This is a genomic window from Merdimmobilis hominis (assembly GCF_016901855.1).
In the GTDB taxonomy this organism is placed as follows: Bacteria; Bacillota; Clostridia; order Oscillospirales; family Ruminococcaceae; genus Paludihabitans.
The window spans coordinates 1-18,358 of record NZ_JACJKY010000003.1 but is presented as its reverse complement, the minus strand read 5'-3'; the positions used below and the strand labels follow the sequence as shown (position 1 = coordinate 18,358).

18 protein-coding genes and 1 riboswitch are annotated in these 18,358 nt (G+C 50.3%); all 18 genes read left to right on the top strand.

Features of this window, described 5'->3' with window-relative positions:
* Nucleotides 1–3 precede the first annotated feature (3 nt).
* Entirely contained in the window at nt 4–696 is a 693-nt protein-coding gene (locus tag H6A12_RS02355) for a zinc metallopeptidase (RefSeq protein ID WP_204444376.1), read from the top strand.
* Nucleotides 696–2,024: a 16S rRNA (cytosine(967)-C(5))-methyltransferase RsmB gene (rsmB, locus tag H6A12_RS02350; RefSeq protein ID WP_204444374.1), complete on the top strand. Its 1,329-nt coding sequence runs from the start codon at nt 696–698 to the stop codon at nt 2,022–2,024. The genes H6A12_RS02355 and rsmB overlap by 1 nt, the downstream gene beginning before the upstream one ends.
* Nucleotides 2,025–2,039: 15 nt before the next feature.
* Complete coding sequence (gene rlmN / locus H6A12_RS02345; RefSeq protein WP_204444372.1) at nt 2,040–3,074, top strand: 23S rRNA (adenine(2503)-C(2))-methyltransferase RlmN; 1,035 nt, start codon at nt 2,040–2,042, stop codon at nt 3,072–3,074.
* Between the two features lie 17 nt (nt 3,075–3,091).
* Entirely contained in the window at nt 3,092–3,814 is a 723-nt protein-coding gene (locus tag H6A12_RS02340) for a Stp1/IreP family PP2C-type Ser/Thr phosphatase (RefSeq protein WP_204444370.1), read from the top strand.
* A 17-nt stretch (nt 3,815–3,831) separates the two neighbouring features.
* A complete protein-coding gene (gene pknB, locus H6A12_RS02335) occupies nt 3,832–5,859 on the top strand; it encodes a Stk1 family PASTA domain-containing Ser/Thr kinase (protein WP_204444368.1) in 2,028 nt (675 codons plus the stop codon).
* A gap of 60 nt (nt 5,860–5,919) precedes the next feature.
* Nucleotides 5,920–6,846, top strand: coding sequence for a ribosome small subunit-dependent GTPase A (gene rsgA, locus H6A12_RS02330; RefSeq protein WP_204444366.1), 927 nt, complete (start codon nt 5,920–5,922; stop codon nt 6,844–6,846).
* 63 nt (nt 6,847–6,909) lie between these two features.
* Complete coding sequence (locus H6A12_RS02325) at nt 6,910–7,059, top strand: hypothetical protein (protein ID WP_204444364.1); 150 nt, start codon at nt 6,910–6,912, stop codon at nt 7,057–7,059.
* Complete coding sequence (spoVM, locus tag H6A12_RS13770) at nt 7,017–7,160, top strand: stage V sporulation protein SpoVM (RefSeq protein ID WP_430623624.1); 144 nt, start codon at nt 7,017–7,019, stop codon at nt 7,158–7,160. Before H6A12_RS02325 ends, spoVM begins: the two co-directional genes overlap by 43 nt.
* Before the next feature lie 176 nt (nt 7,161–7,336).
* The gene (gene recJ, locus H6A12_RS02315) at nt 7,337–9,364 is read left to right on the top strand and encodes a single-stranded-DNA-specific exonuclease RecJ (RefSeq protein WP_204444359.1); all 2,028 of its coding nucleotides are present in this window, start codon (nt 7,337–7,339) and stop codon (nt 9,362–9,364) included.
* 22 nt (nt 9,365–9,386) lie between these two features.
* A complete protein-coding gene (locus tag H6A12_RS02310) occupies nt 9,387–11,564 on the top strand; it encodes a RelA/SpoT family protein (RefSeq protein WP_204444357.1) in 2,178 nt (725 codons plus the stop codon).
* A gap of 24 nt (nt 11,565–11,588) precedes the next feature.
* Nucleotides 11,589–12,053, top strand: coding sequence for a D-aminoacyl-tRNA deacylase (gene dtd / locus H6A12_RS02305; protein WP_204444354.1), 465 nt, complete (start codon nt 11,589–11,591; stop codon nt 12,051–12,053).
* Nucleotides 12,050–12,673, top strand: a complete 624-nt coding sequence (locus tag H6A12_RS02300; protein ID WP_204444352.1) for an MBL fold metallo-hydrolase — start codon at nt 12,050–12,052, stop codon at nt 12,671–12,673. The genes dtd and H6A12_RS02300 overlap by 4 nt, the downstream gene beginning before the upstream one ends.
* A complete protein-coding gene (hemZ, locus tag H6A12_RS02295; RefSeq protein WP_204444350.1) occupies nt 12,673–14,202 on the top strand; it encodes a coproporphyrinogen dehydrogenase HemZ in 1,530 nt (509 codons plus the stop codon). The genes H6A12_RS02300 and hemZ overlap by 1 nt, the downstream gene beginning before the upstream one ends.
* A complete protein-coding gene (locus tag H6A12_RS02290; RefSeq protein ID WP_204444348.1) occupies nt 14,150–15,091 on the top strand; it encodes a uridine kinase family protein in 942 nt (313 codons plus the stop codon). Before hemZ ends, H6A12_RS02290 begins: the two co-directional genes overlap by 53 nt.
* A 70-nt stretch (nt 15,092–15,161) precedes the next feature.
* Complete coding sequence (locus tag H6A12_RS02285) at nt 15,162–15,626, top strand: zinc ribbon domain-containing protein (protein WP_204444346.1); 465 nt, start codon at nt 15,162–15,164, stop codon at nt 15,624–15,626.
* 56 nt (nt 15,627–15,682) lie between these two features.
* Nucleotides 15,683–15,777: riboswitch (SAM riboswitch) on the top strand.
* A gap of 90 nt (nt 15,778–15,867) precedes the next feature.
* Nucleotides 15,868–17,049, top strand: coding sequence for a methionine adenosyltransferase (gene metK, locus H6A12_RS02280; protein ID WP_204444344.1), 1,182 nt, complete (start codon nt 15,868–15,870; stop codon nt 17,047–17,049).
* Between the two features lie 60 nt (nt 17,050–17,109).
* Nucleotides 17,110–18,147, top strand: a complete 1,038-nt coding sequence (locus H6A12_RS02275; protein ID WP_204444342.1) for an LCP family protein — start codon at nt 17,110–17,112, stop codon at nt 18,145–18,147.
* A 6-nt stretch (nt 18,148–18,153) separates the two neighbouring features.
* Nucleotides 18,154–18,358, top strand: a 205-nt coding sequence (locus tag H6A12_RS02270) for a hypothetical protein (RefSeq protein ID WP_204444340.1), incomplete at its 3' end; no start/stop codon positions are given.

The following is an 18,358-nucleotide window of genomic DNA, read 5'->3' as shown; positions in this document are numbered from 1 at the left end:
ACGATGCCTTATTTTTATATTGATTCGTATTACTGGATTTTGGTTGTTCCGGCGATGCTGATTGCGCTGTTTGCGCAGTTTAAAGTACAGTCGACGTTTAAAAAGTATAACCAGGTGCACACGATGCAGGGTGTGACGGCGGCAGAGGCTGCCCGCCGCATTTTGGACAGCAACGGCCTTTCCCATATCTGCGTTGAGCAGGTGGCTGGAAACCTCACCGATCATTTTGATCCGCGGAATAATGTGATCCGGCTGTCTGATTCGGTGTACGGTTCTTCGTCGGTTGGCGCAATCGGTGTGGCAGCACATGAGGCAGGTCATGCGATTCAATATGATGTGGGCTATTTTCCCATAAAAATTCGGGCGGCGATGATTCCGATTACGAATATCGGTTCGTCGCTTGCGGTACCGCTTGCGGTGTTGGGCCTTATCTTCGGTTATTTGTGGCTTGTAGATCTTGGCATTTTGCTGTTTTTGGCAGTGGTGCTGTTTCAGCTTATCACCCTGCCGGTGGAGTTTAATGCAAGCCGCCGGGCACTTCGTACACTCGAAACGGATCAGATGTTAAATCAGACAGAGCTTGCAGGTGCGCGGCGTGTGCTGTCGGCGGCTGCCATGACGTATGTGGCGGCACTGGTGGTTGCGGTGGCAAACCTCTTGCGTCTGTTAGCACTTCGCGGGAGACGGAACGATTGATGAAAACAGCAAGACAACTGGCAGTTGACGTACTGTTAAAAGTAGAAAAAGATGCGGCTTATTCGGTGATCGCACTTGACCAGGCAGTTAAAGCGGCAAAGCTCTCGGGTGCGGATGCGTCATTTGCGGCGGCACTTGTATATGGCGTGCTCGAGCGGCAGATCACACTTGATGCGATAATCGGTCAGTATGTGAAAAAAGGCGTGCGTGCGCTTGACCGCGAGATTTTGATTCTCTTGCGCATGGGCGTGTATCAGCTTTGCTTCATGGACGGTGTTCCCGCACGTGCGGCAATCAACGAGACCGTGTCGCTTGTGCCGTATGTCAAAAAGACGAGTGCACGCGGAATGGTGAATGCGATTCTCAGAAATGTCCAGCGTGCAGGTGCGGACGTTCTGTCGTTTTCGAAGAATTATGCACCGATTAAGCGGCTTTCGGTGGAAACGTCGTGTCCTGTGTGGCTGTTAAAACAGTGGGAAGCGCAGTACAGCAGAGCAGACGCCGAATCAATGGCAAAAGCGGCACTTGAGCGCCCGCCGCTCTACGCGCGGGTGAACCCTTTGAAAGCTAACGCAGATACGCTGTGCGACATGCTTGCCCGTCAAGGTGTGACGGCACAAAAACATGAATGGATTGAAAACTGCGTTGTGCTTTCGGATACGGGAAGTCTGCTGCGATTGGATGCATTCCGGGACGGATGGTTTCATATTCAGGACGCCGCCTCCCAGCTCTGCGCGCAGGCGCTCGGTGCACAGCCGGGCGATACGGTGCTCGATGTGTGCGCCGCACCGGGATCGAAAAGCTTTACGATTGCACAGCAGATGAACAACCAGGGTGTGGTTCATGCGTTCGATCTGTACGAGCACAAATGCCGCTTGATTGAAGAAGGCGCACATCGCTTGGGACTTTCGATTGTGGATGCCTCGGTGCGGGATGCGCGGACGGGCGACGATTTGCCTTTGGCAGACCGGATCCTTTGCGATGTGCCGTGTTCGGGCCTTGGCATTCTTCGAAGAAAACCGGAAATTCGGTTTAAAGATCCCGCTTCGTTTGCCGATTTGCCGAAGCTTCAGTATGAGATTCTTTCTCATTCGGCAAAGAACTTAAAACCGGGCGGGGTGCTTGTTTATTCGACGTGTACGACAAACAAAGCCGAAAACGAGGACGTGATTTTGCGGTTCCTTTCGGAAAATAATTGGGCTGCCCCGTTGAATTTATCAGAAAAATTCGGTAAAATAGATTTTATACAGGATTTTATGGCAGTATTGTTGCCCCATCAAACAAATACGGATGGATTTTTCTTTGCGGCAATGACACGCAGGGAATAATGCGGGGAGGAAGCTATGACAGCGCAGAAAACGGATATCAAATCGCTTTCGTTTGACGAACTGGGTACATTTTTGAGCGGACTTTCTCTTCCGCGGTTTCGCACGGCACAGGTGTTTGACTGGCTTCATCATAAGCAGGTCACGTCGTTTGGCGAGATGACAAACCTTTCAAAGGCACTGATTGCACAGCTTGAGGAATGCGCGTTCATCACGTCGCATACGATTGAAAAAAAGCTTGTATCAAAGATTGACGGTACGGTCAAATATCTTTTCTCTTTGCCGGACGGGTCGCTGTGCGAATCGGTTGTGATGACATATGAGCACGGCAAGAGTATTTGCATTTCAACACAGATCGGCTGCCGCATGGGATGCTCGTTCTGTGCGTCGACAAAAGCCGGATTTGTGCGGCATATGACGCCGTCGGAGATCATCGAGCAGCTGTATGCGGCACAGCGGGATTTGGGTGAGCGAATCGGTCACATCGTGCTCATGGGCATCGGCGAGCCGCTTGATAATTATGACAACGTGCTGAAATTTTTACGGCTTGTGAGCGATGAGCGCGGTGCGAATCTGAGTCTTCGTCATGTGTCGCTCTCGACCTGCGGATTGGTTGACCGTATTGACCGGCTGGCAGAAGAACAGCTTGGACTGACCCTCTCCGTTTCGCTCCATGCACCCAACGATACCATCCGCAACCAGACGATGCCGGTCAGTTTAAAATGGCCGATTGATGAGCTCATTGCCGCGTGCAGACGATATGCTGAGAAAACGTCGCGGCGGATTTCGTTTGAATATGCGTTGATCGCAGGGTTAAACGACAGCGATGCATGTGCGGACGAACTGGCGTCAAGATTAAAAGGAATGCTTTGTCATGTGAATCTCATTCCGGTCAACGAAATCAAGGAAACATCATATAAAAAATCGCAGAAAGAACGGATCTATGCGTTTCAGCAGCGCTTGATCCGCCGCGGAATCAATGCTACAGTGCGCCGGACACTCGGTGCGGACATCAGTGCCGCATGCGGTCAGCTTCGGCGGGAACAGCTTTGAATAAGGAGGGATATGGTTTGCAGTTTTACGGAAAAACAGACATCGGATGCTGCCGCAGTATGAATCAGGACATCTTTTGTGTGCATCGGTTTGATGATCGCCAGGGATTTGCGGTTGTGTGCGACGGTATGGGCGGGCAATCCGCCGGGAACATTGCGAGCGAAATGACATGCCGCATTGTCGCTGATACGCTGATTGCAGCGATTGCGCAAAATGATGCATGTGAAGCAGAATCCCTGCTGACAGACGCTGTCAAAGAGGCAAACCGTGCGGTGTACACACGATCGGTGACCGAGGCGGGACTGCGCGGAATGGGAACGACGATCGTTGCCGCTGTTGTGCGCGAGGATACTGCCTATTGCGCGCATGTCGGAGACAGCCGGATTTATCTGTTTCGAGACGGCGTGCTTTCACAGCTGACCCGGGATCACTCCTTGGTTTGGGAGCTGATGGAAAAAGGCGAGATCACACCCGAAGAAATGCGGACACATCCAAACCGCAACATGATTACCCGTGCAGTCGGTGTATCGCTCCGATTGGATGTGGATACACTTTCGACAGCGCTTTTGCCGGGAGATAAACTCCTGCTTTGCAGCGACGGACTCACCAGCATGGTGGAGGACAGCCGCATTGCGGCGCTTTTGCGTGCATACGGCGGACAATATGCGTGTGATTGTTTGATTGAAGAAGCGAAAAAAGCCGGCGGAACCGATAACATCACGGCCGCTGTGATCGAATAAAGGGAGGTTTTTGGCCAATGGATAAATATATCGGCAAAAAGCTTGACGGCAGATATGAGATCCAGGAGCTGATTGGTTTTGGAGGAATGGCCGTTGTTTTCAAAGCATATGACGTGCTCGAAAACCGGTATGTTGCAGTCAAAATTTTAAAAGAGGAATATCTCAACAACGAGGAGTTCAGACGCCGGTTCCGCAATGAATCAAAAGCGATTGCAATGCTTTCGCATCCGAATATTGTAAAGATTTTCGATGTGAATTTAAGCGATTCCGTGCAGTATATCGTCATGGAATACATTGACGGCATCACGCTCAAAGAATATATCAGTCAGCAGAAAGTTGTGCGCTGGAAAGAGGCAATCCATTTTACGGTTCAGATTCTGCGCGCGCTGCAGCATGCACATGACAACGGCATTGTGCACCGCGACGTAAAACCGCAGAATGTGATGCTTTTGCAGGACGGCACCATCAAAGTGATGGATTTCGGCATTGCGCGGTTTGCACGCGAAAACGGCCGCACAGTTGCGGATAAAGCAATCGGTTCCGTTCACTATATCAGTCCGGAACAGGCGCGCGGCGAACAGACCGATGAGCGTACCGATATTTATGCGGTGGGCATCATTTTGTATGAGATGCTGACCGGACAGGTTCCGTTTGACGGTGAAACACCTGTGGCAATTGCGATTAAGCAAATGCAGGAAGAGCCGCGGCTTTTGACGGATATTAACCCGGACGTTCCGGTGGGACTTGAGGAAATCGCACTGCGCGCGATGCAGAAAGACCGTGCGCTGCGGTATCAGTCGGCTTCCGAAATGCTTAAGGACATTGATGAATTCAAACAGAATCCGGATGTTGTGTTTGAGTATAAATATTTTAATGAGGACGGCTCGACCAAATATTTTGAACGTCCCGAGGTGCACGATCACGCAGCAAAGGCAAGCCGTGAAAAGCAGAAGAAAAAAGGCGAATATACGATCAGTATTTTGGCAGGTGTTGCAGTGGCATGCGTACTGCTTGCGGCGGTTGCGGTGTTCTTCTTCTTTAAAAGCCTCGGACAGAAAACACCGGACGTGGTGCTGCCGAATCTGACCGGAAAAACGGTCGAAGAGGCGCAGAAAGAACTGCCGAACGTCAAAATCGTCATTAAAGACAAAATTCCGTCTGCTGAATATGATGTAAACCAGATTATTTCGCAGGAACCGGCAAAGGACATGACAGTCAAAGTCGGCTCGGAAGTCGAGGTCATTGTCAGCAGCGGTATGCAGACGATTCCGATGCCTGATGTTGTCGAAAAAACGGTGTCGGAAGCACGTGAGGCACTCGCAGGTTATGAGATTGAAGAGATTCGCCAGACGAATTCCGAGGTAGAAGCGGGATGCATCATTTCCACAAACCCGAAAGCAGGCGAGGACCTGGAAGCAGGCGCAACGGTGACTCTGTTTGTAAGCCTTGGTTCGGCAGATCTGCCGGTTCAGGTGCCGGATTTGTTTGGAATGACAGTCGTTTCCGCGAGAAATCGCCTGACACTGCTTGGCCTTTCGCTCGGAACAGTCACCGAAGTGGAATCGGATGAGCCGGAAGGCACCATCGTTTCGCAGAGCATCAAAAAAGATTCGCGCGTTTCCAAAGGAACGGCAATCAACGTGGAAGTGAGCAAAGGCGCTTCTGCCGAAGAGATTTCTGTTCCGATCAGCATCAAATTCCCGAGTGATGCAAGCGATAAGAGCTATTCGTTTGTCATCAGTGTAAACGGAACATTGCTTGAAACAAAGCAGATTAACCCGAAACAAGAAGGAACACTTTCGATGGTGTTTGTGAGCATGAACGGCAAAGTGAACGGCAAAGTCACCGAGCAGGAGTATAACGAAGTCGAAATTACAGTCAACGGCAGGACATTTGCGAAATATGTGATCGACTTTAAAACACAATCGGCAAGCACAAAATTCGGACCGGATTATAGCCTCATCAAAGATTCTGCACCTGAATCTTCTGTAGAATCTTCAGAGGAATCTTCCGAAACTTCCGAATCATCGAAGCCTAATGCATAAAATACGCAAAGAAACAACGCAAAACGGACCCGATGGGTCCGTTTTTGTGAATGGAAAGGAATGACACAACGTTTGGAGACAAAAACAGGCCGGATTGTCAAAGCAATTGCAGGATTTTATTATTGTATGGCAGACGGTGTTTTGTACGAATGCCGCGGCCGGGGCGCATTCCGTAAAAATGAAATTACACCGCTGGCGGGCGATTTGGTTGAATTTTTCCCCGGAGAAGAACAAAAGGGCGGTACGGTTACGGCGATTTTGCCGCGGAAAAATGAACTGGTGCGGCCGCCTGTCGCAAATCTCGATCAGCTGTTTTTGGTGATCTCAATCTGTGATCCTGTGCCGAATATGCAGGTCATTGACAAGATGATCACCGTGTGCGAGTATAAGCATATTGAACCGGTTTTGATCGTCACAAAAATTGATCTGGCAGATGCTTCTTCCTTTTGCCGTGTCTATGAACAGGCGGGTTTTCAGGTGCTGTCGCTTTCAAACGAAGAGCCGCAGCATCTTGATACCATCCGGCAGATGATGGCGGGAAAAATTTCCGCATTTGCAGGAAACACAGGCGTTGGAAAATCGTCACTTTTAAATAATCTGTTTCCGTCGCTTTGCGTGGACACGGGCGAAATCAGCCAAAAGCTTGGACGCGGCCGGCATACAACGCGTCATGTAACGCTGTATGATGCGGGCGGCGGCGGATTCATCGCAGACACGCCCGGATTTGGTACGATGGAAATCGGTCAGTATGAGCTCATTCGAAAAGAGGAGCTTGCCGGCTGTTTTCGTGAGTTTTCGCCCTATGAGGGAGCGTGCCGTTTTGTCGGATGCTCGCATACGGCGGAGAAAGGATGCGCCGTGCGTGAGGCGGTTGCAGACGGTGTGATTGACAAGCATCGATACGAGAGTTACTGCGCGTTTTATGAGCAGGCAAAACAGCTAAAAGACTGGGAAATCAAAAAGATGAAAAAGCCATTAAGACGGTGAGGTGTCACACTTTTTGTACGTTTGCCGTATACTGGGGTATACACAAACAGGCAGGTGAGCGTTGTGAAACGATGCAAGTGCATGCTTGCGCCATTTTTGTACGGAATGGTGTGCGGTGCGGTCAGCGTACTGCTTTTGATGGTTTCGTTTAAATATGTGCTGCTGTTTGCATGTATCGGCGCGCTTGTTTGGCTGCTGCGCAAACGCATCTGAGAGGGAGGCCGATTTTCATGAAAGTTGTTGTGTTGAAAAGTCCAAAGTTTTTGGCAGGAATTCTTCGGCTCATATTTAAAATTCAAAAAGAGGATGTTTAATTGCGCAAACAAACATAGAAAAAAGAACGGATGCATACGCATCCGTTCTTTTTTGTCTAAGATTGAAATTTATTTGCGGGAATGCTATAATATTATCTAAATTAAACTGGGTGTGGTATACCTTTTGGAATAAGGCCGCATGAATAAATTGTATGAGAGAAAACGAGGGTGTGAAAATGGTCAAACGTTGGTCGATGAAAACAGTGCGCAGGGAAGATGTATCCGCGCTTGCGAGTGAATGCGGCATCAGCCGGCTGACGGCATCGGTGCTTCTGTCGCGCGGATATCGTACTTATGAACAGGCAGCGCGTTTTTTTGACCGGCAGTCACCGCTTTCCTCCCCGTTTGATATGGCGGATATGGAACAGGCAGTCGATCGGATTCAGACCGCACTCGATACACAGGAAAAAATTGCGGTATACGGTGACTATGACTGTGACGGCGTGACCGCTTCGGCACTGCTGTTTACCTATTTGCAGCTGATGGGCGCCGATGTGACCGTGTATATCCCCGAACGAACAACCGAAGGATACGGCTTGAACCGCGGGGCGATCAAAACGCTTGCGGATGAGGGCGTCACATTGATTATCACGGTGGACAACGGCATTTCTGCGGTGGACGAGGTAGACTATGCATCGTCGCTTGGTGTCGATGTGGTCATCACCGATCATCATCAGCCGGGTGAACTGCTTCCGGCGGCGGTTGCGGTTGTCGATCCGCATCGCAAGGATGATATGAGCACGTTTAAGGATTTGGCCGGCGTGGGTGTTGCACTCAAATTGGTCGGCGCACTTGACAACGATATGGAAGGCGCGCTCGAGAGCTTTTCGCATTTTGCGGCAATCGGAACGGTCGGCGATGTCGTGCCGCTCGTTTCGGAAAACCGTCGGATTGTCATGGAAGGGCTTTCATCGCTTCGGTACTGTGAGCTTCCGGGACTTTGTGCACTGATGGAGCAGGCAGGAATTGTACCGCAGAAGCTTTCTTCGCAGACCGTGGCGTTTTCGATTGTGCCTCGCATCAATGCGGCAGGCAGACTCGGCAGTGCGAAACTGGCACTTTCGCTTCTGTTAAGTGAAGACGCGGAGGAAGCACAGCAGCTTGCCGCATCGCTTTGCGATATGAATGCAAAACGGCAGGCGGAGGAGCAGCTGATCCTGTCGGAGATTGAAGCGCAGATTGCTGAAAATCAGGGACTTCTGCGCGGCCGGCTGCTGATTCTGCGCGGAGAACACTGGAATCACGGTGTGATCGGCATTGTGGCGGCGCGTCTTTTGGAGAAATACGGAAAGCCGACGCTTCTTATGTCGATGGATGAACTCGGGTTTTTGCGCGGTTCTGCGCGCAGTGTCGGTGATTTTCACTTGTTCAAAGCACTCTCGGCGAACTGCGAAACGCTCACACAGTACGGCGGTCATCGGCTTGCGGCTGGTTTTTCGCTCAAAGCGGAGGATTTTCCGGCGTTTTGTGCCGGAATGGAAGCGTATGCAAAAGAGCAGTTTGATTTTATGCCGCAGCAGGAACTTTTACTTGCAGGCGAATTGACTGCCGCTGATTTGACGGTTGAAACGATTTTTCAAATCAGTCAGCTTGAACCGTTCGGCGCGGAAAACGAAACACCGGTGTTCTTGATGAAGAATGCGCAAATTACAGCGATTACACCGCTTTCCGGCGGGAAACATCAGCGGCTATCGGTTGTGTTTGACAAAAAGGAAGCGTCGGTGCTGTGGTTTGGAATGGAAGCAAACGCCGTTCCGTTTGCAGTCGGCGCATATGTCGACCTTGCGGTTACGGCCGAGATCAATGAATACAATGGAAGACAGAGCGTTTCGCTCAAGCTGCGGGATATTCGTCCTGCCGATTTTGATGAAATGCGCTTTTTCAACGCGAAAGGCTATTACGAAAAAATCAAACGCGGAGAGCCGGTTTCGGACGGCGTTCGCGCACGTGCACTTCCGACAAGAGAGGAAATTGCCGTTGTGTATCGCTTTTTGCGTCAAAATGCATCGCTTTCATTCGATTCCGAACGATTGCTGTTTGCGTTGGGACAAAAAACAATCAATTATTGTAAACTTCTGGTTTTATTGGATATATTAAAAGAAGCTGATCTGCTTTCTGTGACATCGGGCGGCACGTTTGCGCTCTGTGCACCCACCAAAAAGGCAGATCTGACACAGACGCCGACATATCGGCGTCTGTCCTGATTGACGGAGCGGGGGAGGATTTATGGATTATTTATCGTTTGAGGAACTAAAGCAGCGGATGGAGGCAGCGGAACGAACGCTTGACTTTGATAAAATCAAAGAAGCGTATGATCTGGCTGTACAGGCGCATGAGGGGCAAAAGCGCATTTCCGGTGAGCCATATATCATTCATCCCATCGAAGTGGCGTGTATTTTAGCGGAGCTTGGCATGGATTCCGACTGTATCTGCGCCGGTCTTCTGCATGATGTGGTGGAGGATACGGACGTCACTGTCGAACAAGTCAAAAAACAGTTCGGCGCGGATGTTGCACTCATGGTGGATGGCGTGACAAAACTCGGTCAGCTGCCGCTGTTTACGAAAGAAGAGCAGCAAGCAGAAAATGTGCGCAAAATGCTGTTTGCTATGTCGGAGGACGTGCGCGTGGTCATCATCAAACTGGCTGACCGGCTGCACAATATGCGCACCCTGCGTTTTATGCCGGAGAAAAAACAGCGCGAAAAGGCACTCGAAACGATGGAGGTATTTGCACCGATTGCACATCGCCTAGGTATTCGCGCGGTAAAAGAGGAGCTTGAGGACTTAGCGCTCCATTATCTTGATCCGGTGGCCTGTCAGGAGATCGAGCGCACACTCGAGATGAACAAAACACAGCGGTCAAACTTCGTACAGAACATGCAGGACCGCATCATGGCACGGCTTTACGAATACGGAATGGAGCCGCATATCGAAGGCCGTGTCAAAAGTCTTTACGGCATCTACCGCAAAGTGTATATGGCAGGCAGAAGTTTTGAAGAGGTCTATGATATTTACGCGGTGCGTATCATCGTTTCGACTGTTATCGAGTGTTATAATATTTTGGGTATCATCCACGATATGTTCCGCCCGATTCCGAACCGGTTTAAAGACTACATCTCCACACCAAAGCCGAATATGTATCAGTCGCTTCATACGACGGTCATCGGACGCGAGGGCATTCCGTTTGAGATTCAGATTCGAACCTGGGATATGCACTATACGGCAGAATACGGTGTTGCGGCGCACTGGAAATACAAAGCCGGCATCACCGGCAAGGATAAGCTCGAAGAAGGGCTTGCATGGGTGCGCAAAATTTTGGAAACCCAGCAGGAATCCGAGGGTGCGGAGGATATTGTCAAGACGATCAAAACAGACCTTGCAACCGACGACGTGTTTGTGCTGACACCGAAAGGCGACGTCAAGAGCCTGCCGGCGGGGTCGACGGTCATTGACTATGCGTATGCGATTCACAGTGCGGTTGGCAACCGGATGGTGGGCGCCAAAATTGACTCACGCATTGTACCGCTTGACACACCGCTGAAAACAGGTCAGATTGTTGAAATTATCACATCGAAAAATAAAGATCACGGGCCGAACCGTGAGTGGCTCAACATTGCAAAGACGAGTGAAGCGCGCAGCAAGATTCGTGCGTGGTTTAAAAAAGAGCGGCGTGAGGAAAATATCGTCCAGGGCAGACAGCAGCTGGAGGCAGAATTTAAGCGCAATTATATCAATCTGTCTGCGGATGCGTATGCGGAATTTGTGCTGTCGATTGCAAAGCGTCAGCATTTTGAAAATGTTGATGATTTTTATGCGGCAATCGGCTACGGCGGTGTATTGCTGTCAAAGATTATGCCGCGTATAAAAGACGATTATCTGAAAATGACAAAGCCTGCCGATGTGCCGAATCCGGCACAGATCATTTCAAACGTGCAGCAGAAAGCATCCAACGGCGTCATTGTCGAGGGAATCGATCAGTGCCTTGTGAAATTCGCACAGTGCTGCAATCCGCTGCCGGGCGATGAGATCATCGGTTTTATCACCCGCGGTCACGGTGTTTCCATTCACAAAAAGGACTGCGTGAACGTGCGTGCGGCGCTCAAGGACGAGAGCCAGCGGGAACGGTGGATTCCGGCGCATTTTGCCGAGTCGGTCATGCCCAAAGGCTTCCGCACAACGCTTGACATTGTTGCAAACGACCGTGAACGGCTGCTTGCCGATGTGACAGTGACGATCGCGGGATTCCATGTGCCGCTGCATGAGGTGACGGCAAGAGAATTAAAAAATGCGAACGCAAATATCGTGGTGACCATCGGTATTCAGGGCGTCGATCAGCTTTCAAACATTATGAAAGCAGTCCGCAAGATTCCGGGCGTCATTTCGGTCGAGCGTTCGGGACGGTAATAAAAAGACGGGAGGACAAAACGAATGCGTGCATTATTGCAGCGTGTGCGCCGTGCCGATGTGACGGTTGACGGCGAGGTGATCGGGAAAATCGGGCAGGGATTGCTCGTGTTTCTCGGTGTGATGGACGGCGATACGGAAAGCGAGATGGAATATCTTGCACAGAAGGTGGCGGGCATCCGCATTTTCTGCGACGAAAACGATAAGATGAACCGCGGTATCACCGATATTGACGGCGATTTTCTGGTCGTTTCGCAGTTTACACTCGGTGCCGATTGCAGTCACGGAAAGCGTCCCTCGTTTATCAAGGCGGCACGTCCGGAGGTGGCGGTGCCACTGTATGAACAGTTCTGCGAAAGACTCCGCGCAATCACCGGACGCGATGTGCAGACGGGCGAATTCGGCGCGGATATGGATGTTTCGCTTGTAAATGACGGACCGGTGACCATCTGGATGGACACTGACGAGATGAGAAAGGGAAAAGCATGAACGTGTATTCGCTGGCAGTCGGCATCTTTCAAACGAACTGCTATATCATTGAAACTGAACAGAAAAATGCGATTGTGATTGACGCCGGTGCAGAGCCGCAGAGAATCCTCTCGCTGTTGCATGCACACGGACTGAATGCAAAGATTTTGCTGTTTACGCACGGCCATTTTGATCATATCGGTGCGGCGAGCGTATTGAAAGCACAAACCGGCGCGCAGACTGTTGTGCCTGCGCTTGATAAGGATCGCTTTTTAGCGCCGTGGGATGTCGACGGTGCATTCTTCCCAAGCTTTGCAGGATATGAAGGCGAAATGCCCGACCGGCTGATTGCAGACGGCGACACGATTTCGCTCGATGAGGTGACCCTCACCGCGATGGCTACGCCGGGACATACGCCCGGTTCGATGGTGTTCTGTACAGAGGATGTCGTGTTCACGGGCGATACACTGTTTATGGGCAGTGTCGGCAGAACCGATCTGCCGGGCGGCGATACGAAAACACTCATGCAGTCGCTTTTAAAATTTGACAGGATGGAGGATCAGACACGGATTTTGTCAGGCCATGGCGGGGAAACCATTCTCGCATTTGAGCGGCGAACCAATCCGTATCTGCAAAGATAATGACCATATATTTTAACGGACAGCAATTCAAATATGAATTAGAGGGCATCTGCAAGCTGTTTTTCCCGGTGGTGCGCTTTGAGCACCGCTTTGAGGAACCGGTGGCAAGTGAGGAACATGACTATGTGCTGACCTGCCGCGATGTCCAGGGAGAAAACACGCACCTTTCGGTGACTGTTTGTTTAGACGGCGAGAAAACAGCGCGTGAAGAAACGATCGCGCCGGAGATTTCGTTTGGCTCACTTCGTGAATACGATCAGGAGTGTGAGCGGGTGCTGTGCGTCATGCTCTATCGTATCTTGGAAGAACGCCTCGGTGTTTCACCGCGGTGGGGCATTTTGACCGGTGTACGCCCGGTGAATATCATTCAGCGCGAACGCAAAGCCGGAAAGCCGGACGAAGAGATCCGCGCAGGACTGCACGACCGCTTTCTTGTATCGGACGAAAAGCTTGACCTCGCGTTTTTGACGGCTGACACCCAGGAGCCGATGCTTAAAGAGCTAAAACCGGATTCGTTTTCGCTGTATATCGCGATTCCGTTTTGTGTGAGCCGGTGCAGCTATTGTTCGTTTGTGTCCCACGCGATCACAAGCCGGAAAGCAACCGATAAAATTGACGAATATGTCACATTGCTGTGCCGCGAAATCGAAAAGACGGCACAGGTCGCAAAGGATGAGCATTTATCGCTTGATACAATCTATGTCGGCGGCGGTACACCGACTGCGCTGTCGGCAGAGCAGTTAAAACGCGTGCTCGATGCAGTAGCGGCGTATTTTGATGTGCCGCATGTGCGGGAATATACCGTTGAAGCGGGACGCGCCGACACGATTACGCGAGAAAAGCTCATGGTGATCAAAGAAGCGGGCGCCACCCGTGTAAGCATCAATCCGCAGACATTTGAGGATGCGGTTTTGCAGAAAATCGGCCGCAAACACACCGCACAGGATGTGGTGGACAGTTACGAGCTCGCAAAAGAGTGCGGTTTTACCATGATTAACATGGATTTGATCGCCGGACTGCCGGGCGATACATATGAGGGATTCTGCCGGTCGCTTGATCGTGCCGTTTCGCTCGATCCGGCAAATATTACGGTGCATACGCTGTCGATTAAGCGCAGTGCCGATCTGTTTTTTGAAACGTCGATGCGCGATTATGTCAAATCCGACATGACGGGCAGAATGACGGCATATGCGCAGAAAACACTCATAAACGCCGGATATTTTCCATATTATCTATACCGGCAGAAAAATACAGTCGGCAACCTTGAAAATGTGGGCTATGCGAAAAAACACACGGAAAGTCTTTATAACATCTATATCATGGATGAAATTCAGACGATTCTCGCCTGCGGTGCGGGCGGCGTGACAAAGCTTGTGGGACTTGGAACCGAGCCGATTTCCCGCATTTTCAACTACAAATATCATTTTGAATACATCGATCGGTTTGAAGAAATTCTCTCAAGAAAGGATCGTATTTATGACATTTGCAGGGAAGGACGAGAACAACAAAGTAAGCGTCAGCTGGATTAACGGTATGGTGCTTTACTATCCGCAGAAGCTTGTGGAATGGTCGGAGCGGATGTATGAGGATCAGCTTTTGGAAACGGCGCAGAATATCGCAAAACGACGCGGTGAGTGCTCGATTCTGCTGCTGTCAGGGCCGTCTGCTTCGTCAAAGACAACGACGGCAGGAAAAATTTCTGCTTACTTAGAAGCGGAAGGCGTGCGTTCTGCGGTGATCTCTCTCGATGATTTTTTTGTGGATCGTGATAAACTGCCGCGCTTGCCAAACGGCAAAACGGATTTTGAATCGATTCATACACTCGATCACGAGGAACTTTCCCGGTGTTTTGATACGCTGTTGAAAAACGGCAGAGCCGATTTTCCGATGTTCGATTTTACCACCGGCAAGCGTTCGCCTGTACGCCGTGAGATCACAGTCGATCACGACTCGATTCTGGTGGTCGAGGGAATCCATGCGCTAAATCCTGAAATTACAGCGCAGCACGACAAAAACAGCTTTTTAAAGCTTTATATCAGTCCGAACTCCGACTATGTGCTGGATGATAAACGTGTGCTCACCGCACGTGAAATCCGTCTGATCCGCCGGATTGTGCGTGATCATTTTCATCGGAACAATCCGGTGGAGGGCACAATGGGGATGTGGGTGGAGGTTGTGCGCAGTGAGATTGCGAATATCATCCCCTATAAAAAAGAAGCCGATTTTATTGTGGATTCGACGGTTTTGTATGAGCCGGCGATTTGGACACACTATCTTTCGTCGGTGCTTTCTGCGGATGAGGTGAGCGCGCAGTACCGTGCAAAAATTATGCGTCTGCGCGAAGCGCTTTCGATGTTTGTGCCGCTTTCTGAGAGTTATCTCCCGGAAAAGACGGTGCTTCGTGAATTTTTGGCGTGACGTTGTATTTTCGCATAAAAGCGTATATAATAAACAAAAACCGTACACGTTTAAAAGGAGGATGAGCGGTATGGCATCAATCAATGTGGATGAATGGATGGAAAAACTGCGGTTCATTGCAGATGCGGCAGGAAAGAAAACCGGTGAAATGGTGGAACTGTCAAAATACAAAATGGAAACGGTTCGTGTTTCCGGCGAGATCAAACGGCTGCATGAAAAGCTCGGTATGGAAATGTATCGTCTGGTAAAAACGAACCAGAGTAATTCTGAGGCTGTGGAAACATTGACACAGCAGATCGATGCACAGTTTGCACGGCTGGATGAAATCGAGCGCACAATGGTCGCGATGCAGAACAAACAGCTGTGCGAGCACTGCGGCGCAGTCAATCCGAAAGATGCGGTGTATTGCTTAAAATGCGGTGAAAAGCTTTGTACCGAAGCGCCGGCTGCAGATTGCTGCTGCGAAAGTGCGGAAGATTCCTGCTGCTGCACAGGAACTTGCGGCTGCTGTGAAGAAGAAAATGCAGCGGAATAAATTTTCTCTTGACAACAAACGTTCGTTACCGTATAATATACCATTGTAAATTGAATACCTTATCGAGAGTGATGGAGGGACTGGCCCGACGAAATCCGGCAACCTACTGATGTAAGGTGCTAAATCCAGAGGAACGATCCGAAGATGAGGTTTTGACCCAACAAGGTGAAACAAGACGCTCAGGATGTTCCTGAGCGTTTTTCTTTGGGCTCGACAAGGAAATGATGAAAGGAGCTTTTTTATGGCAAGACATTTTTTCACATCTGAAAGTGTGACAGAGGGACATCCGGACAAGATCTGCGATCAGGTGTCTGACGCAATCTTAGACGAGATTTTAAAACATGACCCGCAGGCGCGTGTTGCATGCGAAACTACCACCACTACCGGTATGATTATGGTGATGGGTGAAATTACAACCGACACTTATGTCGACATTGCGCAGATCGCGCGTGATACCGTCGAGGAAATCGGCTATAACCGTGCAAAATTCGGCTTTGACGCCACCACCTGCGGCGTGCTGACTGCAATTCATGCACAGTCGCCGGATATCGCAATGGGTGTCGACAAAGCACTCGAGCAGAAAACCGGTTCGAGCGAGGACAACGACCAGACCGGTGCAGGCGACCAGGGTATGATGTTCGGCTACGCATGCGACGAAACACCGGAGCTGATGCCGCTGCCGATCAGCCTGGCACATAAACTGGCAATGTGTTTGACCGAAGTGCGCAAAAACGGCACATTGTCGTATCTGCGTCCGGACGGAAAAACCCAGGTTACCATCGAATATGAAGAGGACAAGCCGGTTCGTGTCGATACCATCGTCATCTCCACACAGCACGACCCGGATGTCACACTTGAAACCATCCGTGCAGACCTCATCGAACACGTTGTACGCCCGGTCGTTGACGGCGCATTGATCGATGAAAATACAAAATACTTAATTAACCCGACCGGCCGTTTTGTCATCGGCGGACCGGCAGGTGACTCCGGCTTGACCGGCAGAAAAATCATCGTCGACACCTATGGCGGCTATGCACGTCACGGCGGCGGTGCATTCTCCGGAAAAGACCCGACAAAAGTGGACAGAAGTGCGGCATATGCAGCGCGCTGGGTGGCGAAAAACGTTGTTGCAGCAGGTCTTGCAAAAAAATGTGAGGTCGAGCTTGCATATGCAATCGGCGTGGCAAAACCGGTGTCGATTCTCGTGGATACGTTCGGTACAGGTGCTTATTCCGATGAGAAAATCGCAGAAGCTGTAAGCCGCGTGTTTGATCTGCGTCCGGCAAGCATCATCCGCACACTTGATCTCCGTCGCCCGATCTACAAACAGGTGGCTGCATACGGTCATGTAGGCCGCGAAGATCTCGATCTGCCGTGGGAGAAACGCAACCGCGTGGATGAACTGCGCGCTTGCTTTGCATAATTTCACTGATTGCCTGCGTGTAACGACGCGCAGAACCGGTTCCTGCAAGGAGGAAAAGCGGTGAAAAAGCCAGTGAAAAAAAGACACAAGACAAAACTGCGTCCGTGGGTGAAATTTTCGATTTGGGCTATTGTGCTGCTCATCGTGTTTGCCGTTTTGGGTTATGTGATGAGCATTTTGACAGAATATCAGCACAACGAGCTGGATGAGAGCAATTTGGGCATTCAGGAAAGCGTCAAAGACGACGGTGCAAGTGATATTGTGAATATCGCGTTGTTCGGCGTAGATCGGCGCGGCGATGAAAAGCAGGTGCATTCCGATTCCATTATGATTTTGTCGGTGGATAAACAGCACAACAAAATCAAGCTCAGCTCTCTGATGCGGGATATGTATGTGAAAATCGAGGGTCATGGACAAACCAAGCTGACACAGGCGTATTTTTATGGCGGACCGCAGCTTGCTGTCAAAACGATCAATGAGAACTTCGGTACGAATATCACCGAATATGCAACGATCAATTTTGACGGAATGGCACAGATTGTCGATGCGGTAGGAGGCGTACCGATCGAGGTTTCAGAGAAAGAGCGTCTTGCCGCAAACGAAAATATCGAAGAGCAGGCGATTGTCGCCGGTTTAGGGGAGGACTATATCCAAAAAGCCGGGATGCAAACGCTTAACGGAACACAGGCGGTCGCATATGCGCGTATCCGCAAGGTAGGCAATGCCGATTTTGACCGTACGGAGCGTCAGCGTATCGTGATGCGTGCACTGTTTGAAAAGGCGCTTGCGATGAACCCGGTTTCCTATCCTGAATTTGCACGAAAGACGCTTCCGTATGTGGAGACGTCCGTGGATATCGGGGAGGTACTGTCGCTTTGTGGCATCATGCTGCGCGATGTTTCCATGGAAGAGATGCGCATTCCGCTCAACCGCCATTTGAATGGCAAGGGAACGATTTATGATACACTCGGACAGCAGTGTCTGCATGTGGATTTGCAGAGCGCTTCCGATGCATGGCGGGCGTTTGTCTATGATGATGTGAGCCCTGAGACACTTGCACAATCGGATGTGTCCGTGCCTGTATCGAAACAAGAATAAGAGAATATGAGAACCACTGTATGCGGTGCATGCAGTGGTTCTTTTTATATAAGAAAGAAAAGTCAAAAAAAGATGAAAAAAGGTGTTGACAAAGTGGGGGGTGTGTGGTATTATAATATAGCTGTCACGGAGGACAGGAAAAACAAGGAAATGAGAAGGAATATCGAGAGAGTCGCGGGAGCGAAAACCTCGAAAAAACTTCGAAAAAAGT